Source organism: Ralstonia pickettii (assembly GCF_001699815.1).
GTDB lineage: Bacteria > Pseudomonadota > Gammaproteobacteria > Burkholderiales > Burkholderiaceae > Ralstonia > Ralstonia thomasii.
The window spans coordinates 1-16758 of record NZ_MCGB01000071.1 but is presented as its reverse complement, the minus strand read 5'-3'; the positions used below and the strand labels follow the sequence as shown (position 1 = coordinate 16758).

Sequence of the window (16758 nt, the reverse complement as noted above, 5' to 3'; positions counted from 1 at the left end):
AGACGCGGGGCCGTCTGGAAGGACAGGCCCCGCAATCATACGCTTTGCGCTTTCAGGCGCCGGCGCCCGCAGGCGCCGGCTAGAACCGATCGATCAAACTGCCGGGGTGGCCGGCACGCCCTCGTCGCTGCGGTCGCCCGACAGCACGCGAGCCAGTTTGGCGCGATCCAATTCACGCTCCCAGGCCGAGATCACCACGCAGGCCACGCCGTTGCCGGTGATGTTGGTCAGGGCACGGCATTCGCTCATGAAGCGGTCGATACCGAGAATCAGCACCATGCCCGCCACCGGAATATCCGGCACCACGGCCAGCGTTGCGGCCAGCGTGATGAAGCCCGCACCGGTGATGCCCGATGCGCCCTTCGACGTCAGCATGGCAACGGCCAGGATGGTCAGCTGCTGCGTCCAGGTCAGCTCGATGTTCAGTGCTTGCGAGATGAAGATCACCGCCATCGTCATGTAGATGTTGGTGCCGTCCAGATTGAACGAGTAACCGGTCGGAACCACCAGGCCCACCACCGACTTCGAGCAGCCCAGCTTCTCCATCTTTTCCATCAGGTGCGGCAGCGCCGATTCCGACGAGCTGGTGCCGAGCACGATTAGCAGTTCTTCCTTGATGTACGCAACGAAGCGGAAGATGTTGAAGCCGACCACCCGCGCGATGATGCCCAGCACCACCACGACAAAGATGATCGCCGTGAAGTAGAACGTGCCGACCAGCTTGAGCAGCGGCACCAGCGAGATCACGCCGTATTTGCCGATGGTGAAAGCCATGGCGCCAAAGGCACCGATCGGGGCCACACGCGTGATGACGTGCACGATACGGAAGAACACGTGCGAGATCTGGTCGATGAAGTCCGTCACCATCTGCGCGCGCTCGCCCATGGCAGAAAGTGCACCCCCAAACAGCAGCGCGATCAGCAGGATCTGCAGGATGTCGCCCTTGGCGAAGGCATCCACCACCGTGCTCGGGATGATGTTGAGCAGGAAGTCGACCGTGCTGGCCGAGTGCGCCTTGGCGGCGTACTGCGCCACAGCCTTGGCATCGATGGTGTTGACGTCGACGTTAAAGCCCGCGCCGGGGTTGAAGATGTGGCCCGCCGCGAGACCGATGATCAGCGCGAAGGTCGAGACGACCTCGAAGTAGAGCAACGCCTTGCCGCCCACGCGGCCCACCTTCTTCATGTCGCGCATGCCGGCAATGCCGGAGACGACAGTACAGAAGATGATCGGGCCGATCACCATCTTGATCAGTTGGATGAAGCCATCGCCCAGCGGCTTCATCTTGACGGCGAGTTCGGGCGAGTAATGGCCCAGCAGAACGCCGATGACGATGGCCGCCAGCACCTGTACGTACAGGATTTTGTAGAACGGTTTTTTCATGTCTTCCTCGAGTGTCACAGACCGGCCGTGCGCTCAGCTGCTCGCCCGGTCCGACCCGCCCTGGTGTGGTCTCTCTCCTGCCTCGATACGCTGATGTGTCCGGCATCTCCCGCAGCAGGTCGCTCTTAATTGCAAGGGCTATGCCAACCTCACTTTCAGACACTGACGGCCCGCCAGCCCTTGTACCAGCTTGGTGTGACTACGATGGCACCCGCCCCAACCGTCGTCAATCCCGGAATCCGCGCACAGCGGGTGTCCGGACATCCGGATAACGTGTTGCAACGCAGCATCGCGCGGTTGCCTCGCGCCCGCCTGCTCGGGGAGAGGAGACATCGGGGCCGTATAATGCCGGCTCGTTACGCAAATCCACATGTGTGCGCGACGCCAGGAAGCTATTCGCGTCCTGCCGTGCGCGCTGTCACGCAGCCCTCCCAGCCTTCTCGGTCCGCCCATGAGCAGCCACTATCAGCACCACGTTTTCTTCTGCCTGAACGAACGCGAGGACGGCTCGCGCTGCTGCGCCGACTTTGGCGCCAAGGCCATGCAGGAATACGCCAAGAAGCGCTGCAAGGAACTCGGCATCAACGGTGAAGGCCGCGTGCGCATCAACAAGGCCGGCTGCCTGGACCGCTGCGAACTCGGTCCGGTCATGGTGGTCTACCCCGAGGCCGTCTGGTACACCTTTGTCGACAAGGAAGACATCGACGAGATCATCCAGAGCCATCTGATCGAAGGCAAACCGGTCGAACGGCTGATGGTCGACCGCCCTGCCAGCGCGTGAGCCCGCGCTTTACTGCATCTGCTTTCCCCTTCTCCATGAACGTTCATACCGAAGAACGCCTAATTCCCGGCCCGGTCGGACAGATCGACCTGTCGATCGACCGGCCAGACACCGCGCCGCGCGGCTTGGCCCTCATCGGCCATCCTCATCCGCTGTTCGGCGGCACCAAGGACAACAAAGTCGCGCAGACGCTGGCACGCACCTTCGTCGGCCTCGGCTATGTGACGGTGCGCCTGAACTTCCGCGGCGTAGGCAAGACCGAGGGCACGCACGACAACGGCATCGGCGAGCAGGACGACATGCTGGCCGTGCTCGACTGGATGCGTACACAGACCGAATGGTCCGCCGATGTGGCCACACTGCCGCTGGCACTGGGCGGCTTCTCCTTCGGCAGCTTTGTCGTGTCTCAGGTGGCACGCCGCCTGGCCGAGGCCGGCACACCTGCCGAACGCCTGGCGCTGGTCGGCACCGCCACCTCGCGCTGGGATGTCGCCCCGGTGCCGGCCGACACCATCATCATCCACGGCGAACAGGATGACACCGTGCCGCTGATCGACGTGCTCAACTGGGCGCGGCCGCAGGAGCTGCCCGTGATCGTCATCCCGGGCGCCGATCATTTCTTCCACCGCAAGCTGCATCTGATCCGGCAGCTCATTACAGGCGCCTGGGCGCCAAAACCGTAACACCCACCCGTTGATTTTCCGGACGCCGCGCCTCCCCCCCCCTTTTTTCTGGCAGGCGGCGCCATTGAACTCCAAGCAGACCGCAGGACCCGACATGCAGACCCGCTTCGCCCATTTCACGCCCTTCGCCTTCCATTCCGCCGCCGCGACCGCCGTGGCGGCCGCCGTGCTGGTCACTGCGCTACCCGCTATGGCGCAGCCGGTGCCCGCACCGCAGGTCGCGGCCCGCTCATGGATGCTGACCGACGTGACCAGCGGCCAGGTGCTCGGCGGTGCCAACATGGATGAACGCATCGAGCCCGCCTCGCTCACCAAGCTGATGACGGCCTATCTGGTCTTCGAAGCCGTGCGCGACGGCAAGCTCAAGTACGACCAGATGATCACGCCCACCGAGACCGTGCGCACCGTCAAGACCGACGAATCGCGCATGTTCCTGGAAGCCGGCAAACCGGCCTCAGTGCGGGAGATGACGCAAGGCCTGATCATCCAGTCCGGCAACGATGCAGCCCTCGTGCTGGCAGAGGCCGTAGGCGGCACTGAGACGAACTTCGTGATGCTGATGAACCGCGAAGCCGAGCGTCTGGGCATGAAGAACACGCATTTCGCGAACGCCGCGGGCCTGCCCGATCCGAACCACTACTCCACGGCACGTGATCTTTCGATCCTGACCGCGGCGCTGATCAAGGATTTCCCGCAGGACTACAAGTTCTACTCGCAGAAGGAATTCACCTATAACAACATCAAGCAGTCCAACCGCAACCGCCTGCTGTGGCTCGACCCGACCGTCGACGGGGGCAAGACAGGCCACACCAAGTCGGCCGGCTACTGCCTCGTCACCTCTGCCAACCGTCCGCTGCCGGACGTGCCGGGCGCGAACCGCCGCCTGCTGTCGGTCATCATCGGCACCAAGAGCGACGCGATCCGCACACAGGAGAGCTTGAAGGTCCTGAACTACGGCTATCAGTTCTTCGATACGGTGCGTCTCTACAAGGCCAAGGAAGCGCTGCAGACGCCCGACGTGTACAAGGGCCAGGCCAAGAGCGTGAAGCTGGGCGTGGCGGAGGACAAGTGGATCACCGTGCCCAAGGGCGCAGGTGCGCGCCTGAAGCCTGTGCTCGAGCGCAAGGACCCGCTGATCGCCCCGATCGCCCAAGGCCAGCAGCTGGGCACTGTGAAGGTGATGGACGGTTCGACCGTGGTGTCGGAGTTCCCGGTGGTGGCGCTCGAAGCGGTGCCGGAAGCCGGCTTCGTCGGCCGCACGATCGACGCGGTCAAGCTGTGGTTTAAAAAGAAGTAGTCGTCCCCACTTACTTCGACATGACCTCCTCTCACACGCCCCCGCCGGGCCATATTCCGCCCGAACAGTCGCTCATCGAGTACCCGAGCGATTTCCCCATCAAGGTGATGGGGCCGATGCATGACGACTTTGCCGCGACCATTGTCGAGGTCGTCCGCCTACACGATCCGGAGTTCCACGAAGGGCGCCTGGAAAAGCGTCCGTCCTCCAGTGGCAACTACCTGGGCCTGACGGTGATCGTGCGTGCGACGAGCCGCGAACAGCTCGACGCGCTTTACCAGGCGCTGACGAGCCATCCGATGGTAAAAATCGTGCTGTAACGCACCTCCGCAGCACTCAGCAGAACGCAAAACGCCCCGGTCATGCCGGGGCGTTCTGCTTTGTAGAGGATTTTTTCCGATGCCCGGGCTCAGCCCTTGGACACGTGCCCCAGGCACACCGCGTTGTCGTTCATCAGCCCCGCCAGCTTGAGCTTGAACGCCGCAATCTCCGGCAGCAGCCACGTGCGGAACGCCTGCATCTTGGGCGTCTGCAGCGCGCTGTGTGGACAGACGAAGTAGTAGTTCCACGGACAGGGGATCGTCGTCTCGAACAGGCGCACCACGCGGCCGGCCAGCAATTCGTTGAACGCCAGCGTCGGGCGGATCAGCGCAATGCCCTGCCCCGCTGCCGCGGCCTGCAACAGCAATGATGAATCCTGGAACATCAGCCCCCCGCGCGGCTCCACAAACCCCTCAAGGCCGGCCGCATCGAACCACGGTTTCCATGCCTCGCCCTCGCTGCGCAGCAGGGTCATGCTTGCCATCTCGGCCAGCGTGCGCGGCAGGCGTCCGCCGTTGAACGACGGGCTGCAGATCGGGAAGAACACATCGTCGAGCAGCTTTTCCACGTACAGGCCCGGATAGTTGCCCGAACCCATGCGCAGCGCCACGTCCACCTCTTCGCGCGCAAAATCGACCAGCGCGGGGCTGGAGAACAGTTCCACTTCCAACTCGGGATGGCGCTCGATGAAGGTGCCGATATGCGGCGTCAGCCAGCGCGCCGCAAACGACGGCATCGTGCTGATGGCCAGGCGGTTGTCTCGGTTACCGGCGCGCAGTTGGTGCGTAGCCTGGGCGATCTGGTCGAGCGCCTCGCGCACGCGATCGGCATAGGCGCGGCCCGCGTGCGTGAGCATGACGCGCTTGCCCCGCCGCTCGAACAACGGCACGCCCAGCTCGTCTTCCAGCGTGCGCATCTGATGGCTGACGGCGCCGTGCGTAACGAACAGCTCCGTCGCTGCACGCGAAAAACTCTCATAGCGGGCTGCCGCCTCGAACACCCTCAGCGCGCCAAGTGACGGCAAGCGCATCGGTTCGCGGATTTCGGTCATCTTTCCCTCCGGATTTTCGTAGCGCCGGGTGATTTTTATGTGAGCTGCACTATCAAGAAACGCAATATATATCGTTTGGTACTAGGCAACCAAGCGCCTAGACTTCCTTCAACGGCAAGGCCCCATCCCGATGCCGTGAAGGAGCCGATCATGAAAGCTGTACTAACAAAAATTGTATTCACTCTGCAGCCCGGCGAAGTGGTGGCATTGCGCATGCCGGCCAACCAGAATCTGCGCGTCGAAGAAGCCTGCGGTCGCGACGTATGGGTCACGCACGAGAACAAAGCCGGCGACGAATGGCTGCGCGCGGGCGGCAGCGTTGCCGTGAAGCGCGGCGAAGAAATCGTCGTCTCGGTAGACCCGAAAGCCCTTGGCCCAGTGGCATTGGCAGTAGAAGCCACCGACGGCCACATGCCGCGCAAGCCGTGGCACGTCACGAACGGCTGGCGCCACACGCTCGCGGCGCTCGGCTGGAACGAGCACGCCGACACGCCCATCGTGGCGGCCTGAGCGCGAAATCTGTTTCAAGCCTCCTTTTGCGGCATCTGCCGCAAAAGCCGATGCCGGCGCCGATGCCTCCCATCGCGCCGGCATTTTTTTGCCCGACCCTGCGACCGAAGCGGGCAAAGGCGCACGGCGACATCGACGGCCCTGCGCTACACTCGCGAGCATGATTCCGATTGACATCGTCGAACGCGGCCTGCAGGACTACGCCGCTTGCTTCGACGAAATGCAGACATTTACCGCGCGGCGCGGGCCCGATACTCCTGACACGATCTGGCTGGTCGAACACCCGCCGGTGTTCACGCTCGGCCTGGCCGGTGATCCCGCGCATCTGTTGGCCCCCGGCAACATTCCGCTGGTGAAAGTCGACCGTGGCGGTCAGATCACTTATCACGGCCCTGGCCAAGTTGTCGCTTACCTTTTGCTGGATTTGCGCCGACGCGGGCTGTTCGTGAAGGCGCTGGTCGATGCCATCGAGGCGGCCGTCATCCAGACGCTCGCCACGTATAATGTCGCCTCCGAACGCAAGGCTGGCGCCCCCGGCATCTACCTGTCGAGCGGGCCGCATGCCGGCGCCAAGATCGCCGCGCTGGGGCTGAAGATCCGCAACGGCTGCAGCTACCACGGCGTGAGCCTGAACCTGGCGATGGACCTGTCGCCCTTCACGCAGATCAACCCGTGTGGCTATGCCGGCCTGGAAACCGTCGATATGGTGACCGCCGGCGCCCGTGATGCGTCCGGACGCGCCGTCGATGCGAACGACTGGCAAACCGTTTCCCGCGACCTGGCCAATGCGCTGGTCGCTCAATTGCAGCAACGCGCGCAAGCGCACCCCGCCGAGGCCGCTACCGCATAGCGCCCGGATATGCACGAGCCGCAAGCCCGTGCGGAGAACACGATGACCGATTCCGCCGCCGGCGCCACTGAAGTCGCCACCCCTGCCACCCCGTCGAACAAACCGTACGACGCGACGGCCAAGCAGAAGTCGCTCGACAAAACCGCACGCATCCCCATCAAGATCGTGCCGGCCGAGAAGCTCAAGAAGCCGGATTGGATTCGCGTGCGCGCCGCCACCGGCAACTCGCGCTTCTACGAAATCAAAGACATCCTGCGCGCCAACAACCTCGTGACGGTGTGCGAAGAGGCCAGCTGCCCGAATATCGGCGAGTGCTTCGGCAAGGGCACGGCCACGTTCATGATCATGGGCGACAAATGCACGCGCCGCTGCCCGTTCTGCGATGTCGGGCACGGTCGCCCGGATCCGCTCGACGTGAACGAGCCGGAAAACCTGGCCAAGACGATCGCTGAACTCAAGCTCAACTACGTCGTCATCACCAGCGTCGACCGCGACGACCTGCGTGACGGCGGCGCCCAGCATTACGTCGATTGCATCTCGCGCACGCGCGCCCTGTCGCCGGCCACGCGCATCGAAGTGCTGGTGCCGGACTTCCGCGGCCGCTTGGAGAAGGCGCTGGACATCCTGCAGGAATGCCCGCCCGACGTGATGAACCACAACCTCGAAACGGTGCCGCGCCTGTACAAGCAGGCGCGCCCGGGTGCGGATTACGCGCACTCGCTGAAGCTGCTGAAGGACTTCAAGGCCCGCAACCCGAACGTGCCGACCAAGTCCGGCCTGATGGTCGGCCTGGGCGAGACGGATGAGGAAATCCTGGAAGTCATGCGCGACATGCGCGAGCACGACATCGACATGCTGACCATCGGCCAGTATCTGGCGCCGTCGGGCCACCATCTGCCGGTGCTGCGCTATGTGCACCCGGACACCTTCAAGATGTTCGAAGAGAAGGCGTACGAGATGGGCTTCACGCACGCGGCCGTGGGCGCCATGGTGCGCAGTTCGTACCACGCGGATCAGCAGGCACACGAAGCCGGCGTGGTCTGAGTACCGCCGGAACGCTGCAGAAACAAAAAGGGCCTTGGGGTAGAACCCAAGGCCCTTTTGCTTTGGTACGGCTCGATCAGGCTTGCGAAGCGGCGTCCTTCGGATACGAGGCATCGCCGTTCCACGACAGATAGCCGTAGGTGTCGGCCTGGCGATCGGCACCCTGCGTGTAGACGTCGTACTTGGCAGCAGCGCCGTCGGTGTACGGATCAGCCTTGGCGATGGCGCCATCGGTGTATGGATCAGCCTTGCCGACGGCACCTTGGGTGTACGGATCGAAGCGATCGTTCTTCCACGACAGATAGCCGTAGGTATCAGCTTGACGGTCCGCACCCTGGGTATAGACGTCGTACTTGGCGGCAGCACCCTGCGTGTAGGGGTCAGCCTTGGCAACGGCGCCTTGCGTGTACGGATCGGCGCTGCTTTGGACCGCTGCAGCTGCCGGCTGGGCCGATAGCAGAGCGGCGGAAGCGGAAACTGTGGCCACCAGGGCCACCAGGGTGTGACGGGAGAAAGCGATTGCGAGGCGGGTGTTCATGATGGGCTCCTGATCTGTCTGGATATTCGGTTGCGCTCAGTTCGTTGCGCTTGTGATCAGAATAGATCGTTGCCCTTGATGGATAAATACAAGATTGAAGAAAATACTGTTCTCCATATATCAACAATCGTTTGGCACACTTGCCGGGAAGAAGAGGCACTTGAGCCGAGATGGTGTCGGAGAGCGCGGAAAACCTGGAGGTCATCCGCGGCGGTGTCCCTCCTGAGGCCACGGAGACGCCACCGAGTTCGGCCGTCAACGTATGGCCGATACCGGCCTGCTTGACCCCGAACCGAGGGAGACCACGCAATGACGCACTATTGGGGCTATCCGTTTGCCGATGTCTTGGCGATCGTGGTGATCGTCGGGCTGAGCGCGCTGGCGCTGTATCAGGCACACACGTACACGAAGCAACTCTGACGCTGAGCGTCGCAAGAAAAAAAAAGTGGCCCGCTGGCAAATCAAGCCAGCGGGCCGTTTTGCTTGGGTCTCGCTTATGCGCTCAGCGCTGGATCGGACGCGCTGACGCGGCCGGTTTCAACGTGGCCGGCAAGGCGACGCGCGAAACCGGCATCGGTGCTGGCCGTGACGGTCAGGTCGTACCAGGCGTGGTGGCTGCGCAAGTCGAGGTACACCGACGCATCGTCACCGCCGCGCACTTCGCGTTGCACGCTTTCGCCCGTGTAAGCGCTCTTGATGGTGAAGACGGTCGGCGCACGGCCGTGATTGATGAGGCGCAGTTGCAGGTTGCCGTTGGCCACGTCGTAGCCTTCCTTCACTTCCAGCGCGTGACCGTGCGGACTCAGCAGGCCCGACAGCGTGAGCTTGCCGACAAAGCGGCGCAGGAAGCCGTTCGGGCCGTGCACCGTGAAGTCGTAGGCACCGCCTGCGTTCACGGCCAGCTTGTCCGACAGCCGCTTGCCTGCCTCGACCGTGTAGGTGCGCGGCGCATCCGTGCTGCCGGCGGTGTAGACGAGGAAGGCAGCCCCCACGTCCCCGGTGTTCACGAATTCAAGCTGGAACTTGCCGGCGGCTTCGTCCTGGCGCCCGCGCACGAACAGTTCGTACGGCAGCGCACGCGACGCTCGCACGCCCGCTTCCTGCTTCGGCACGGCCTGCACCAGCGGGGGCAGCGGCACGTAGCTGGCGTGGCGCAGCTTGTCCTTCGGCACGTAGGCCGCGGTGCTAGGCAATGCAGGCACCACCTCGTTGGGGGTGGCGAAGTTGAACGCCGACGTCAGATCACCGCAAACGGCGCGACGCCACTTCGAGATGTTCGGCGAGCGCACGTTGTGCGTGCGCTTGAAGCGCTGCTCGATGAAACGAATGATCGACGTGTGGTCGAACGTTTCGGAGCACACGTAGCCGCCCTTTGACCACGGCGATACCACGAGCATCGGCACGCGCTGGCCCAGGCCGTAGCTGCCGGCGCCGTACGTGCTGTTGCCCGGAAAGTACTCGCCCGTGGTGTCGACCGTCGACAGGCCATTGCTGCCCGATGAGGCAAACGGCGGGACGAGGTGGTCGAAGAAACCGTCGTTCTCGTCGTAGGTAACGAACACCGCGGTCTTGCTCCACACCTCGGGGTTGGAAGTCAGGATCTGCAGGACTTGGTCGATGTACCACGCGCCGTAGTTGGCCGGCCAGTTCGGATGCTCGGAGAACGCTTCCGGCGCGGCAATCCACGACACCTGCGGCAGCGTGCCGTTCTGCACATCGCGCTTGAGGATGTCGAAGTAGCCCTCTCCGGCCGCTGCGTTGGTGCCGGTGCGCGCCTTGTCGTACAGCGGGTTGCCAGGCTGCGCGTTCTGATATTGCTTGAAGTACAGCAGCGAGTTGTCGCCGTAGTTGCCGATGTAGGCGTCGCTCGTCCAGCCCCATGAGCCTGCGGCGTCCAGGCCCGTACCGATGTCCTGGTAGATCTTCCACGAGATGCCGGCGGCTTCGAGCACTTCCGGATACGTCGACCAGCCGTAGCCGGCTTCTGCGTTGTCGATCACGGGGCCGCCGCCGACGTTGTCGTTGCCGACATAGCCTGTCCACATGTAGTAGCGGTTCGGGTCGGTCGACGTGGGCGTGGCGCAGTGATAGGCGTCGCAGATGGTGAAGGCGTCGGCCAGCGCATAGTGGAACGGAATGTCCTGGCGCGTCAGGTACGCCATCGTCGTGGTGCCCTTGTGTGGGACCCAGCCATCGTAACGCCCGCCGTTGACGGCAAGGTGCGTGTCGTTCCAGCCGTGCGGCAAGTCTTGCAGGAACTGCAGGCCGAGATCAGGCGCGCTCGGGCGGAACGGCAGCACCTCGCCCGCGCCGCCGGCCACCGGCTGATGCCACACGCTCTTGCCGCTCGGCAGCGTGACGGTACGCGTATCGCCATACCCGCGCACGCCACGGAGCGTGCCGAAGTAATGATCGAACGAGCGGTTTTCCTGCATGAGGATCACGATGTGCTGCACATCTTCGATATTGCGGTGCGCGTTGTGGGCGGGAATCGCCAGCGCCTGGCGAATGCCTTCGGGCACCGCGCCCATGGCTGCGGATGCAGCAGCCAACTGGGCGGCGGATCGGAGAAAACCACGGCGACTGTTGGAGGTCATGTTCTCGTCCTGATGTCTGTGTATTTGGGAGGTTGGGGGGGGCAACACGGGGCAACGCCTGACTGAGCGCGAGCAACGAAGTCAGTCGACGGTATGGATCACAGGAGGCGCCAGGCCGTCTCGCGAAGCAACCGATTGAGGCGGCGACGCAGGCAACGCGGGGGCGCCTGCAGACACCACGAGCAATCGACGGGTAGCGTGGGCCTTTCGGGTGGCAGACACGGATGACCTCCTGATGACATCAGCGAGCCGGACCGAGCAGCGCGCGCCGTCAACTCACCACGCGCTAAGGTAGAAAGGATTCATGTCGGTTGCGTGAAGACGGCACGCGCCGGTGCTGTCACCCGATCGCCTTAAGTTGATGGAATAATTTTGCAAGTGGGAATCATTCTCATCTAAACTGCAGCACACCAAATGATGCCTTCATGCAGCCGACCAGGCTGCCTGCACTGCGCACATACCTAGAAGAGAACAAGCCTCCCGTGCAGCTTCGTCATGGGAGCGTTGCATTCCCGCCTGTCTCTGAAGCGGCCCCTACATCTGGACCCCCTGTGCTGCAGGGTCGAGCCCCGCTCGCCTGCACACGCTCATGTCCCGTAGGAGCCCTCGTGCAACGTCGATCTGATACCGCCGCCCACACCGAAACCGCATCCGCTGCCGCTGCAGCCGGCAACCTCCGTCTTGAATCCATTCCCGCGCTGCGCGATGCCGGCGTGCAGACCGAACATTGGTCGGCGGCGCAGCAGTTGGCACGCTGCCGGGTGCTGTCGCGCCTGCTGCAGGCGCTGTTTCGTGAAGCGCTGCTCAGCGCAGATCGACTCATCGCCGATACGCGCGCCGATGTGACGTTGCTGCCGATCTGGCAGCAGCGCGTGCTGTTACGCTTCACTGGCTTGCGGCCGGGCGCACTCGGCAGCTGGACATTGACGGGCGACGTCGCTGTGCTGGCGCACGATCGCCCGCCGACGCCGATTGAACGTCCATCAGCCCTGCTCCACTGGCTCGCGCCCATGCTGGACATGGGCGATGCCGCCGAGGCCCATCGCCTCGCCGCCATCGACCGGCTCGCGGCAGAACTCGACAACAGCCAGGACAACGACACGCTGTGCCAGGCCTATCGACTCGCCTGGGGCGCACGTCTCGCTGCCGAGCACCGCACCGCCGCGTGGCAAGACGCGCTGGCCCTGCTCTGCGGCGACGGCACGCCCCACGCCTTGGCGCGCACCGAGCAATGGGGCACCGGCGGCCACCCGTGGCATCCGGCCTACAAGACACGGCTGGGACTGGCTCCCGACCAGGTGATTGCGCTGTCGCCAGAGTTCGAGGCACAGGTGCCCCTCGGCGTGGTGGCGGTGGCGGCGCATCGACTGCAGGTCACGACGATGGACGGTGTGCAGCCGTACGCCAATTGGTTCGCGGCGGCGTTCCCGCAAACCATGGCGGCGTTTCGCAAAGCCCTGTTGGCACGCCAGCTCGCGCCCGAAGCGTGGCTGCCGCTGCCCGTTCACCCGTGGCAGCGCGACACGACACTCGGTGAGACCTTCGCCGCAGAATTTGCCGCAGGCGAATTGATCCGTTTGCCGGACATCAACATTGCCGCCCGGCCAACGATGTCATTCCGCACCGTGGCCGCGACCGACGCGCCGGGCGGCGCGATGCTCAAGCTGCCGGTCAGCATGCGGCTGACCAGCGTTGAGCGCACCGTATCGCCCAAATCGGCCGTGATGGGCCCGCGCGTGAGTGCGCTGCTGGAACGCATCCTCGCGAACGACGCAGCATTGGCGAGCGTCTTGTCGATCGTGCCGGAACGCCATGGCATCCACTTGGCCGGCACCGACGACGAGCGCGCCCGGCATCTGTCGATGATCGTGCGCGACAACCCCACCACGCGCATCGCCGGCAACGCGCGGCTGCTGCCGGTCGGTGCCCTCTTCACACCGGATTTCACCGCCGACATGACGCACGCAGCAGCACCGCTGCTGCTCGACACCGTGCTGGCGCGCCAGGCCGACGGCACGCGCGCCGAGCGGGCTGCGCGCTTTTTCGATGCGTACCTGCACGTAGCCATTCCGGCCATCGTCGGCCTCTATTTGCGTTACGGCATTGCGTTGGAGGCGCATCAGCAGAACACCTTCGTCGTCATCGACGAGGCCGGTATGCCGGTGCGGCTGGTGGTGCGTGACTTTGGCGACGTGAAGATCGCCCTGCCGACGCTGCAGGCCCAAGGCTTCTCGATCGAGCCGTTCCGTGCAGGCCACACCACGTATCCCGATCGGGACATCCCGCGCAAGAAGCTGATCCACGCCTTCCTGCTGTGCCATATCGGTGAGCTGGCGCTGGCGCTGTTTCCCGAACACGGTAGCGCCGTCGGGCTACGCCAGTGGCATGACGCCATGCAGGCCGTGTTCGAGGCAAACCGCACGGCGCTGGATGCCGACACCTGGAAGCAGGAGCGTCACGCGCTGCTCGAAGCGCCATGGTCGTTCAAGACGTTCGTTCGCATGCGCCTGCGCGACCAGTCCGACGACATGCACGCCGCGCTGCCTAACCCGCTGGCCGACGCGGTTCGGACATGAGCCCCGCAACGCCCGTGGACGCGTGGCGCGAGGCCATTCGGTGGCTCCTCGTCATCCAGGCCCTTTCAATGGGCGCGATGGAAATGACAGGGCCGTTCTGGCCACTGTTCCTGCGCGAGCTGTCGCCGGTGCCGCATGTGCCGTTCGCGTGGGTGGCGAGCGCAGCGTACTTCGCGCCGATGGCCGCCACGCTTGTCACCGCGCCCTGGTGGGGCCGCCTGGCTGATCGCGTCGGGCCCAAGCCGATGATCTTGCGAGCGCTCATCGCGCTGGCAGCGTCGCAGCTGTGGTCGGTCCATGCGGACTCGGCGGCCAGCGTGCTGCTGGCGCGCACCGTGCAAGGCGGGCTGGCCGGCTTTCTGGCAGCCGCACAGATCTATGCGATGCGCGTGGCACCTGCCGACATGCGCCGGCGCGTCTTCGCCGATCTGCAGACCGTCACGGCGTGCGGCAGCTTCATGGCTCCGCCGGTCGGCGCATGGCTCGTCTCGTGGATGGGCTTCCGGATGGCCAACACGGCGGGCGCGGTGGTGATTCTGGCGTGCGTTCCGCTGGCGATGTTCTGCTTGCCGGGCATCGGCCCCGCCCCGCGCAGCGCGTCGAAATCGACCTCCGACATGCTGCAATCACGGCACGCGCCCTTGAGCGGCCTGGTGATCGGCTTGTTGCTCGGGACGGTAGCTGTGCAGGCGGCGCGCGTCATGCCCCAAGGCTTTCTCGCGCCGTACATCACCGAGACACTGCATGGCTCGGTGATACTGGCAGGTCTCGCCTACAGCGCGACGGCGGCAACACTGGCGCTGTCTGCGCGCTGGTGGGCAAAGCGGTTTGCCGGACTGCCCGTGCATGTCACGCTGGGGCGCGTGTGCGCATTGACCGCGGTATGCGGCGTCACCGCGCTCTGGCAAGGCCTTGCGCAAGGGGAAGTCGGCTTCATTGCCGCACGTTTGGCCTGGGGCCTGTGCCTTGGCGGCCTGCTGCCGGTCCTCAACAGCCTGGTCGCTGAGACAAGCCCGGAAGATCGTCAAGGTTTTGCGTTGGGATTGTGTAGTAGCGCAGCCAAGGGCGGTGCCCTCGTCGGCTTGGGCGTGGCCGCCTGGTCGACAGGCGTGTTCGGGTGGCGCGCGGGTTTTGTCGCCATGGCGGCGATGTACCTGGCGGCGCTGGCAGCACTGATTGCGGTGCGGCGCGCTGCCTCACCGCATCCCGCATCTGCTGCGGCGGGCACTCAACGCGCGTGACGTCCGGCGCGCCGCTGCAGCTGCGTCTGCTCGGCGCGCCAGGCGAGATAGCCGAGGCCCAGAAACGGCCACAGCCAGCCGATCCATTGCGACAGGCTGTTGAAATGGACGAAGCGCCCCAGCCGCCAGCTTTGCGCCGACACCCACGAATACGGGCTCGGCGGCAGCACGTTGGACAGGATGATCAGCGCAATCAGCAGCGTCATGGCCAGCGCGCCGCGCAACCAGCGCGGCAGCCGCACCAGCAGCACGAGCACCAGCGAGCCGACAATCAACCCGAAACGCGCGCCGGACGAAAGCCAGTCCCACGCGCCGCCCAGCGGAAACTGCAGCACCGTCGCCCCCGCCTTGACCAGCAGCGCGCCGGCCAGCAGCGCAGCCAGCAGGCGCAGCATGGGCGCACCGCTGCGCATGGCCACGCTGGCCAGCAGCCCCGTGCCGATCCAGCTGCAGGCGGTGATGAGCGCTTCCAGCAGTTCCTGGCGCTGCAGTGCTTCCGGGTGCGCCGTCAGCTTGTCCTGCCAGTCGAACAGCTCCGGAAACCAGCCGTTGACGAGGTTGACCACAAACGCATCCGGCGATGGATCGAGCAGGATGCTGCGGATCACTCCGCCCATGCTGAAGAGGAATTCCTGCGGAAAAATCTGTGCGAACGGCCACACCAGCATCAGCAGGATGGCAAAGGTCGCATGTGGCTCGAACCACCGGCGGCGCAGGCGGCGCAGCCCGCCGCGGTCGATCAGCCGCGCCGCAAAAGGCAACATGACGAGGCCGCCCAGCAAGGCGCCCAGCGTGTTCGTCGCCAGATCGACATTGGAGGACACGCGCGTGGGCAGATAGGTCTGGATCGCCTCCATCGCGCCGGAGAGCAGCAACCCCGCCAGCAGCGCCAGCAAGACCGCGCGCCAGCCGGTGATGCGTGGATGCAGCGCCAGCACCGTCAGCATGCCCAGCGGCATGTAGCCCCACACGTTGGTGAGCATGTCGAAGGCGGTGTTGTAGCGCGGCAGCGGTGCGCTCAGGAAGGCGAACGGCGACACGCCGGTGTCTGTCCAGCCGGCAAACGGATACAGGCTTGCGTAGACGACCAGCAGCACGAACCACCCCAGCCCGGCGCGCGCAAGCGGCGAGTGGCGATGCTGGGTGGGTGCAGCGGGTTGCGAGTGGAAGTCCGTCACCGGAAGGAGCGAGCTAGAAAGAGGAGCGGACGTGGCCGGAAAAAGCCGTCCATCATAGCGTCCGATGCCGCGCATCACGGATGGTTCCTCCATCCGGTTCAGAGGTGGCGGTATTAGCGCCGGCGCGTGCCAAGTGCAGCGCCGGGCGTTGCCGGTGTCGAAGAGGCGGACGCCGCGAGCGGCAGGCCCGCCACCCAGTCGAGCACCTCGCCGATGGCCTTGTCCGATGCCTGCGTGAGGGCGGCCACGCCGCCTGCAGCGTCCGGGCTCGGGGCCGGCGCGTCAGCCTGTACCACGCGCTGGTCGATCACACCGCGCGCCAGTGACACGGTTGCTCGCAGGCGCACCACGCCGCGGCTGGCATCGGGCCTGTCGAATACCTGTGAAAAATCGACCAGCTCGACACGCAGGCTCGGCACATCGGGCGTGGGATAGCCGATCACCTGGCCGCGCCCTGCCGCCGCATTGCGCAAACGGGCATCGAACAGACTCACGGGCGATTCCACCCAGCGGCTGTTGGCGTAGGCGTCGGTACGCTGGCCTTGCGCATAGGCGAGGCGGTAATAGATGGCGTTGCCGTCCATCCAGCCCGGGCCGGCCACGTCGGCCACGCGCAAGGCGGTGGGCAGGCGCGCGCCAGCGCTTGCGGCAGGCGCGAGTCCAAAGTCATAGAGGGCGGCGGGCGCCACCGGCGCGCTGGAGCAAGCT

At 64.9% G+C, this 16758-nt stretch carries 15 protein-coding genes; 9 read left to right on the top strand and 6 right to left on the bottom strand.

Annotated features, from left to right (window positions below):
* Positions 1-93 precede the first annotated feature (93 nt).
* Complete coding sequence (locus BEK68_RS14315) at positions 94-1383, bottom strand: dicarboxylate/amino acid:cation symporter (protein ID WP_004633821.1); 1290 nt, start codon at positions 1381-1383, stop codon at positions 94-96.
* Positions 1384-1834: 451 nt separating this feature from the next.
* On the opposite strand from BEK68_RS14315, the gene BEK68_RS14310 reads away from it, so the two are divergent.
* The 4 genes from BEK68_RS14310 to BEK68_RS14295 all read left to right on the top strand — a co-directional run bounded on the left by BEK68_RS14310 (position 1835) and on the right by BEK68_RS14295 (position 4464).
* Entirely contained in the window at positions 1835-2164 is a 330-nt protein-coding gene (locus tag BEK68_RS14310; protein ID WP_004633818.1) for a (2Fe-2S) ferredoxin domain-containing protein, read from the top strand.
* Positions 2165-2199: 35 nt separating this feature from the next.
* Positions 2200-2847, top strand: a complete 648-nt coding sequence (locus BEK68_RS14305) for an alpha/beta hydrolase (RefSeq protein WP_004633816.1) — start codon at positions 2200-2202, stop codon at positions 2845-2847.
* 94 nt (positions 2848-2941) lie between these two features.
* Positions 2942-4144 (top strand): D-alanyl-D-alanine carboxypeptidase family protein, encoded by a 1203-nt coding sequence (locus BEK68_RS14300; protein WP_009239220.1) that lies wholly within the window; start codon positions 2942-2944, stop codon positions 4142-4144.
* Between the two features lie 20 nt (positions 4145-4164).
* The gene (locus tag BEK68_RS14295) at positions 4165-4464 is read left to right on the top strand and encodes a YbeD family protein (protein ID WP_004633811.1); all 300 of its coding nucleotides are present in this window, start codon (positions 4165-4167) and stop codon (positions 4462-4464) included.
* Between the two features lie 89 nt (positions 4465-4553).
* Here BEK68_RS14295 and BEK68_RS14290 read toward each other — a convergent pair whose 3' ends face one another.
* Positions 4554-5516, bottom strand: coding sequence for a transcriptional regulator GcvA (locus BEK68_RS14290; protein ID WP_004633806.1), 963 nt, complete (start codon positions 5514-5516; stop codon positions 4554-4556).
* A 150-nt stretch (positions 5517-5666) separates the two neighbouring features.
* On the opposite strand from BEK68_RS14290, the gene BEK68_RS14285 reads away from it, so the two are divergent.
* The 3 genes from BEK68_RS14285 to lipA all read left to right on the top strand — a co-directional run bounded on the left by BEK68_RS14285 (position 5667) and on the right by lipA (position 7920).
* Positions 5667-6026, top strand: a complete 360-nt coding sequence (locus BEK68_RS14285; protein WP_004633805.1) for a DUF2917 domain-containing protein — start codon at positions 5667-5669, stop codon at positions 6024-6026.
* A 160-nt stretch (positions 6027-6186) separates the two neighbouring features.
* On the top strand, positions 6187-6876 hold the full coding sequence (lipB, locus tag BEK68_RS14280) for a lipoyl(octanoyl) transferase LipB (protein WP_004633803.1): 690 nt from the start codon (positions 6187-6189) through the stop codon (positions 6874-6876).
* A 42-nt stretch (positions 6877-6918) separates the two neighbouring features.
* On the top strand, positions 6919-7920 hold the full coding sequence (gene lipA, locus BEK68_RS14275; protein WP_004633801.1) for a lipoyl synthase: 1002 nt from the start codon (positions 6919-6921) through the stop codon (positions 7918-7920).
* A 76-nt stretch (positions 7921-7996) separates the two neighbouring features.
* On the opposite strand, the gene BEK68_RS14270 is transcribed toward lipA, so the two are convergent.
* Together BEK68_RS14270 and BEK68_RS14265 are read right to left on the bottom strand one after the other, a co-directional pair.
* Positions 7997-8458, bottom strand: coding sequence for a hypothetical protein (locus BEK68_RS14270; protein ID WP_009239221.1), 462 nt, complete (start codon positions 8456-8458; stop codon positions 7997-7999).
* A 494-nt stretch (positions 8459-8952) separates the two neighbouring features.
* The gene (locus BEK68_RS14265) at positions 8953-11055 is read right to left on the bottom strand and encodes a phosphocholine-specific phospholipase C (protein ID WP_009239223.1); all 2103 of its coding nucleotides are present in this window, start codon (positions 11053-11055) and stop codon (positions 8953-8955) included.
* A gap of 608 nt (positions 11056-11663) precedes the next feature.
* Here BEK68_RS14265 and BEK68_RS14260 point away from each other — a divergent pair.
* Together BEK68_RS14260 and BEK68_RS14255 are read left to right on the top strand one after the other, a co-directional pair.
* On the top strand, positions 11664-13631 hold the full coding sequence (locus tag BEK68_RS14260) for an NRPS-independent rhizoferrin synthetase (RefSeq protein WP_009239224.1): 1968 nt from the start codon (positions 11664-11666) through the stop codon (positions 13629-13631).
* A complete protein-coding gene (locus tag BEK68_RS14255; RefSeq protein ID WP_009239225.1) occupies positions 13628-14872 on the top strand; it encodes a rhizoferrin export MFS transporter in 1245 nt (414 codons plus the stop codon). Before BEK68_RS14260 ends, BEK68_RS14255 begins: the two co-directional genes overlap by 4 nt.
* Here the strand turns inward: BEK68_RS14255 and BEK68_RS14250 are convergent.
* Positions 14860-16125, bottom strand: a complete 1266-nt coding sequence (locus BEK68_RS14250; protein WP_009239226.1) for a VanZ family protein — start codon at positions 16123-16125, stop codon at positions 14860-14862. The two genes, BEK68_RS14255 and BEK68_RS14250, sit on opposite strands and share 13 nt — an antisense overlap.
* Positions 16126-16163: 38 nt before the next feature.
* Positions 16164-16758 (bottom strand): ABC-type transport auxiliary lipoprotein family protein (locus tag BEK68_RS14245; RefSeq protein WP_065851752.1); only part of this gene is annotated, 595 nt, incomplete at its 5' end.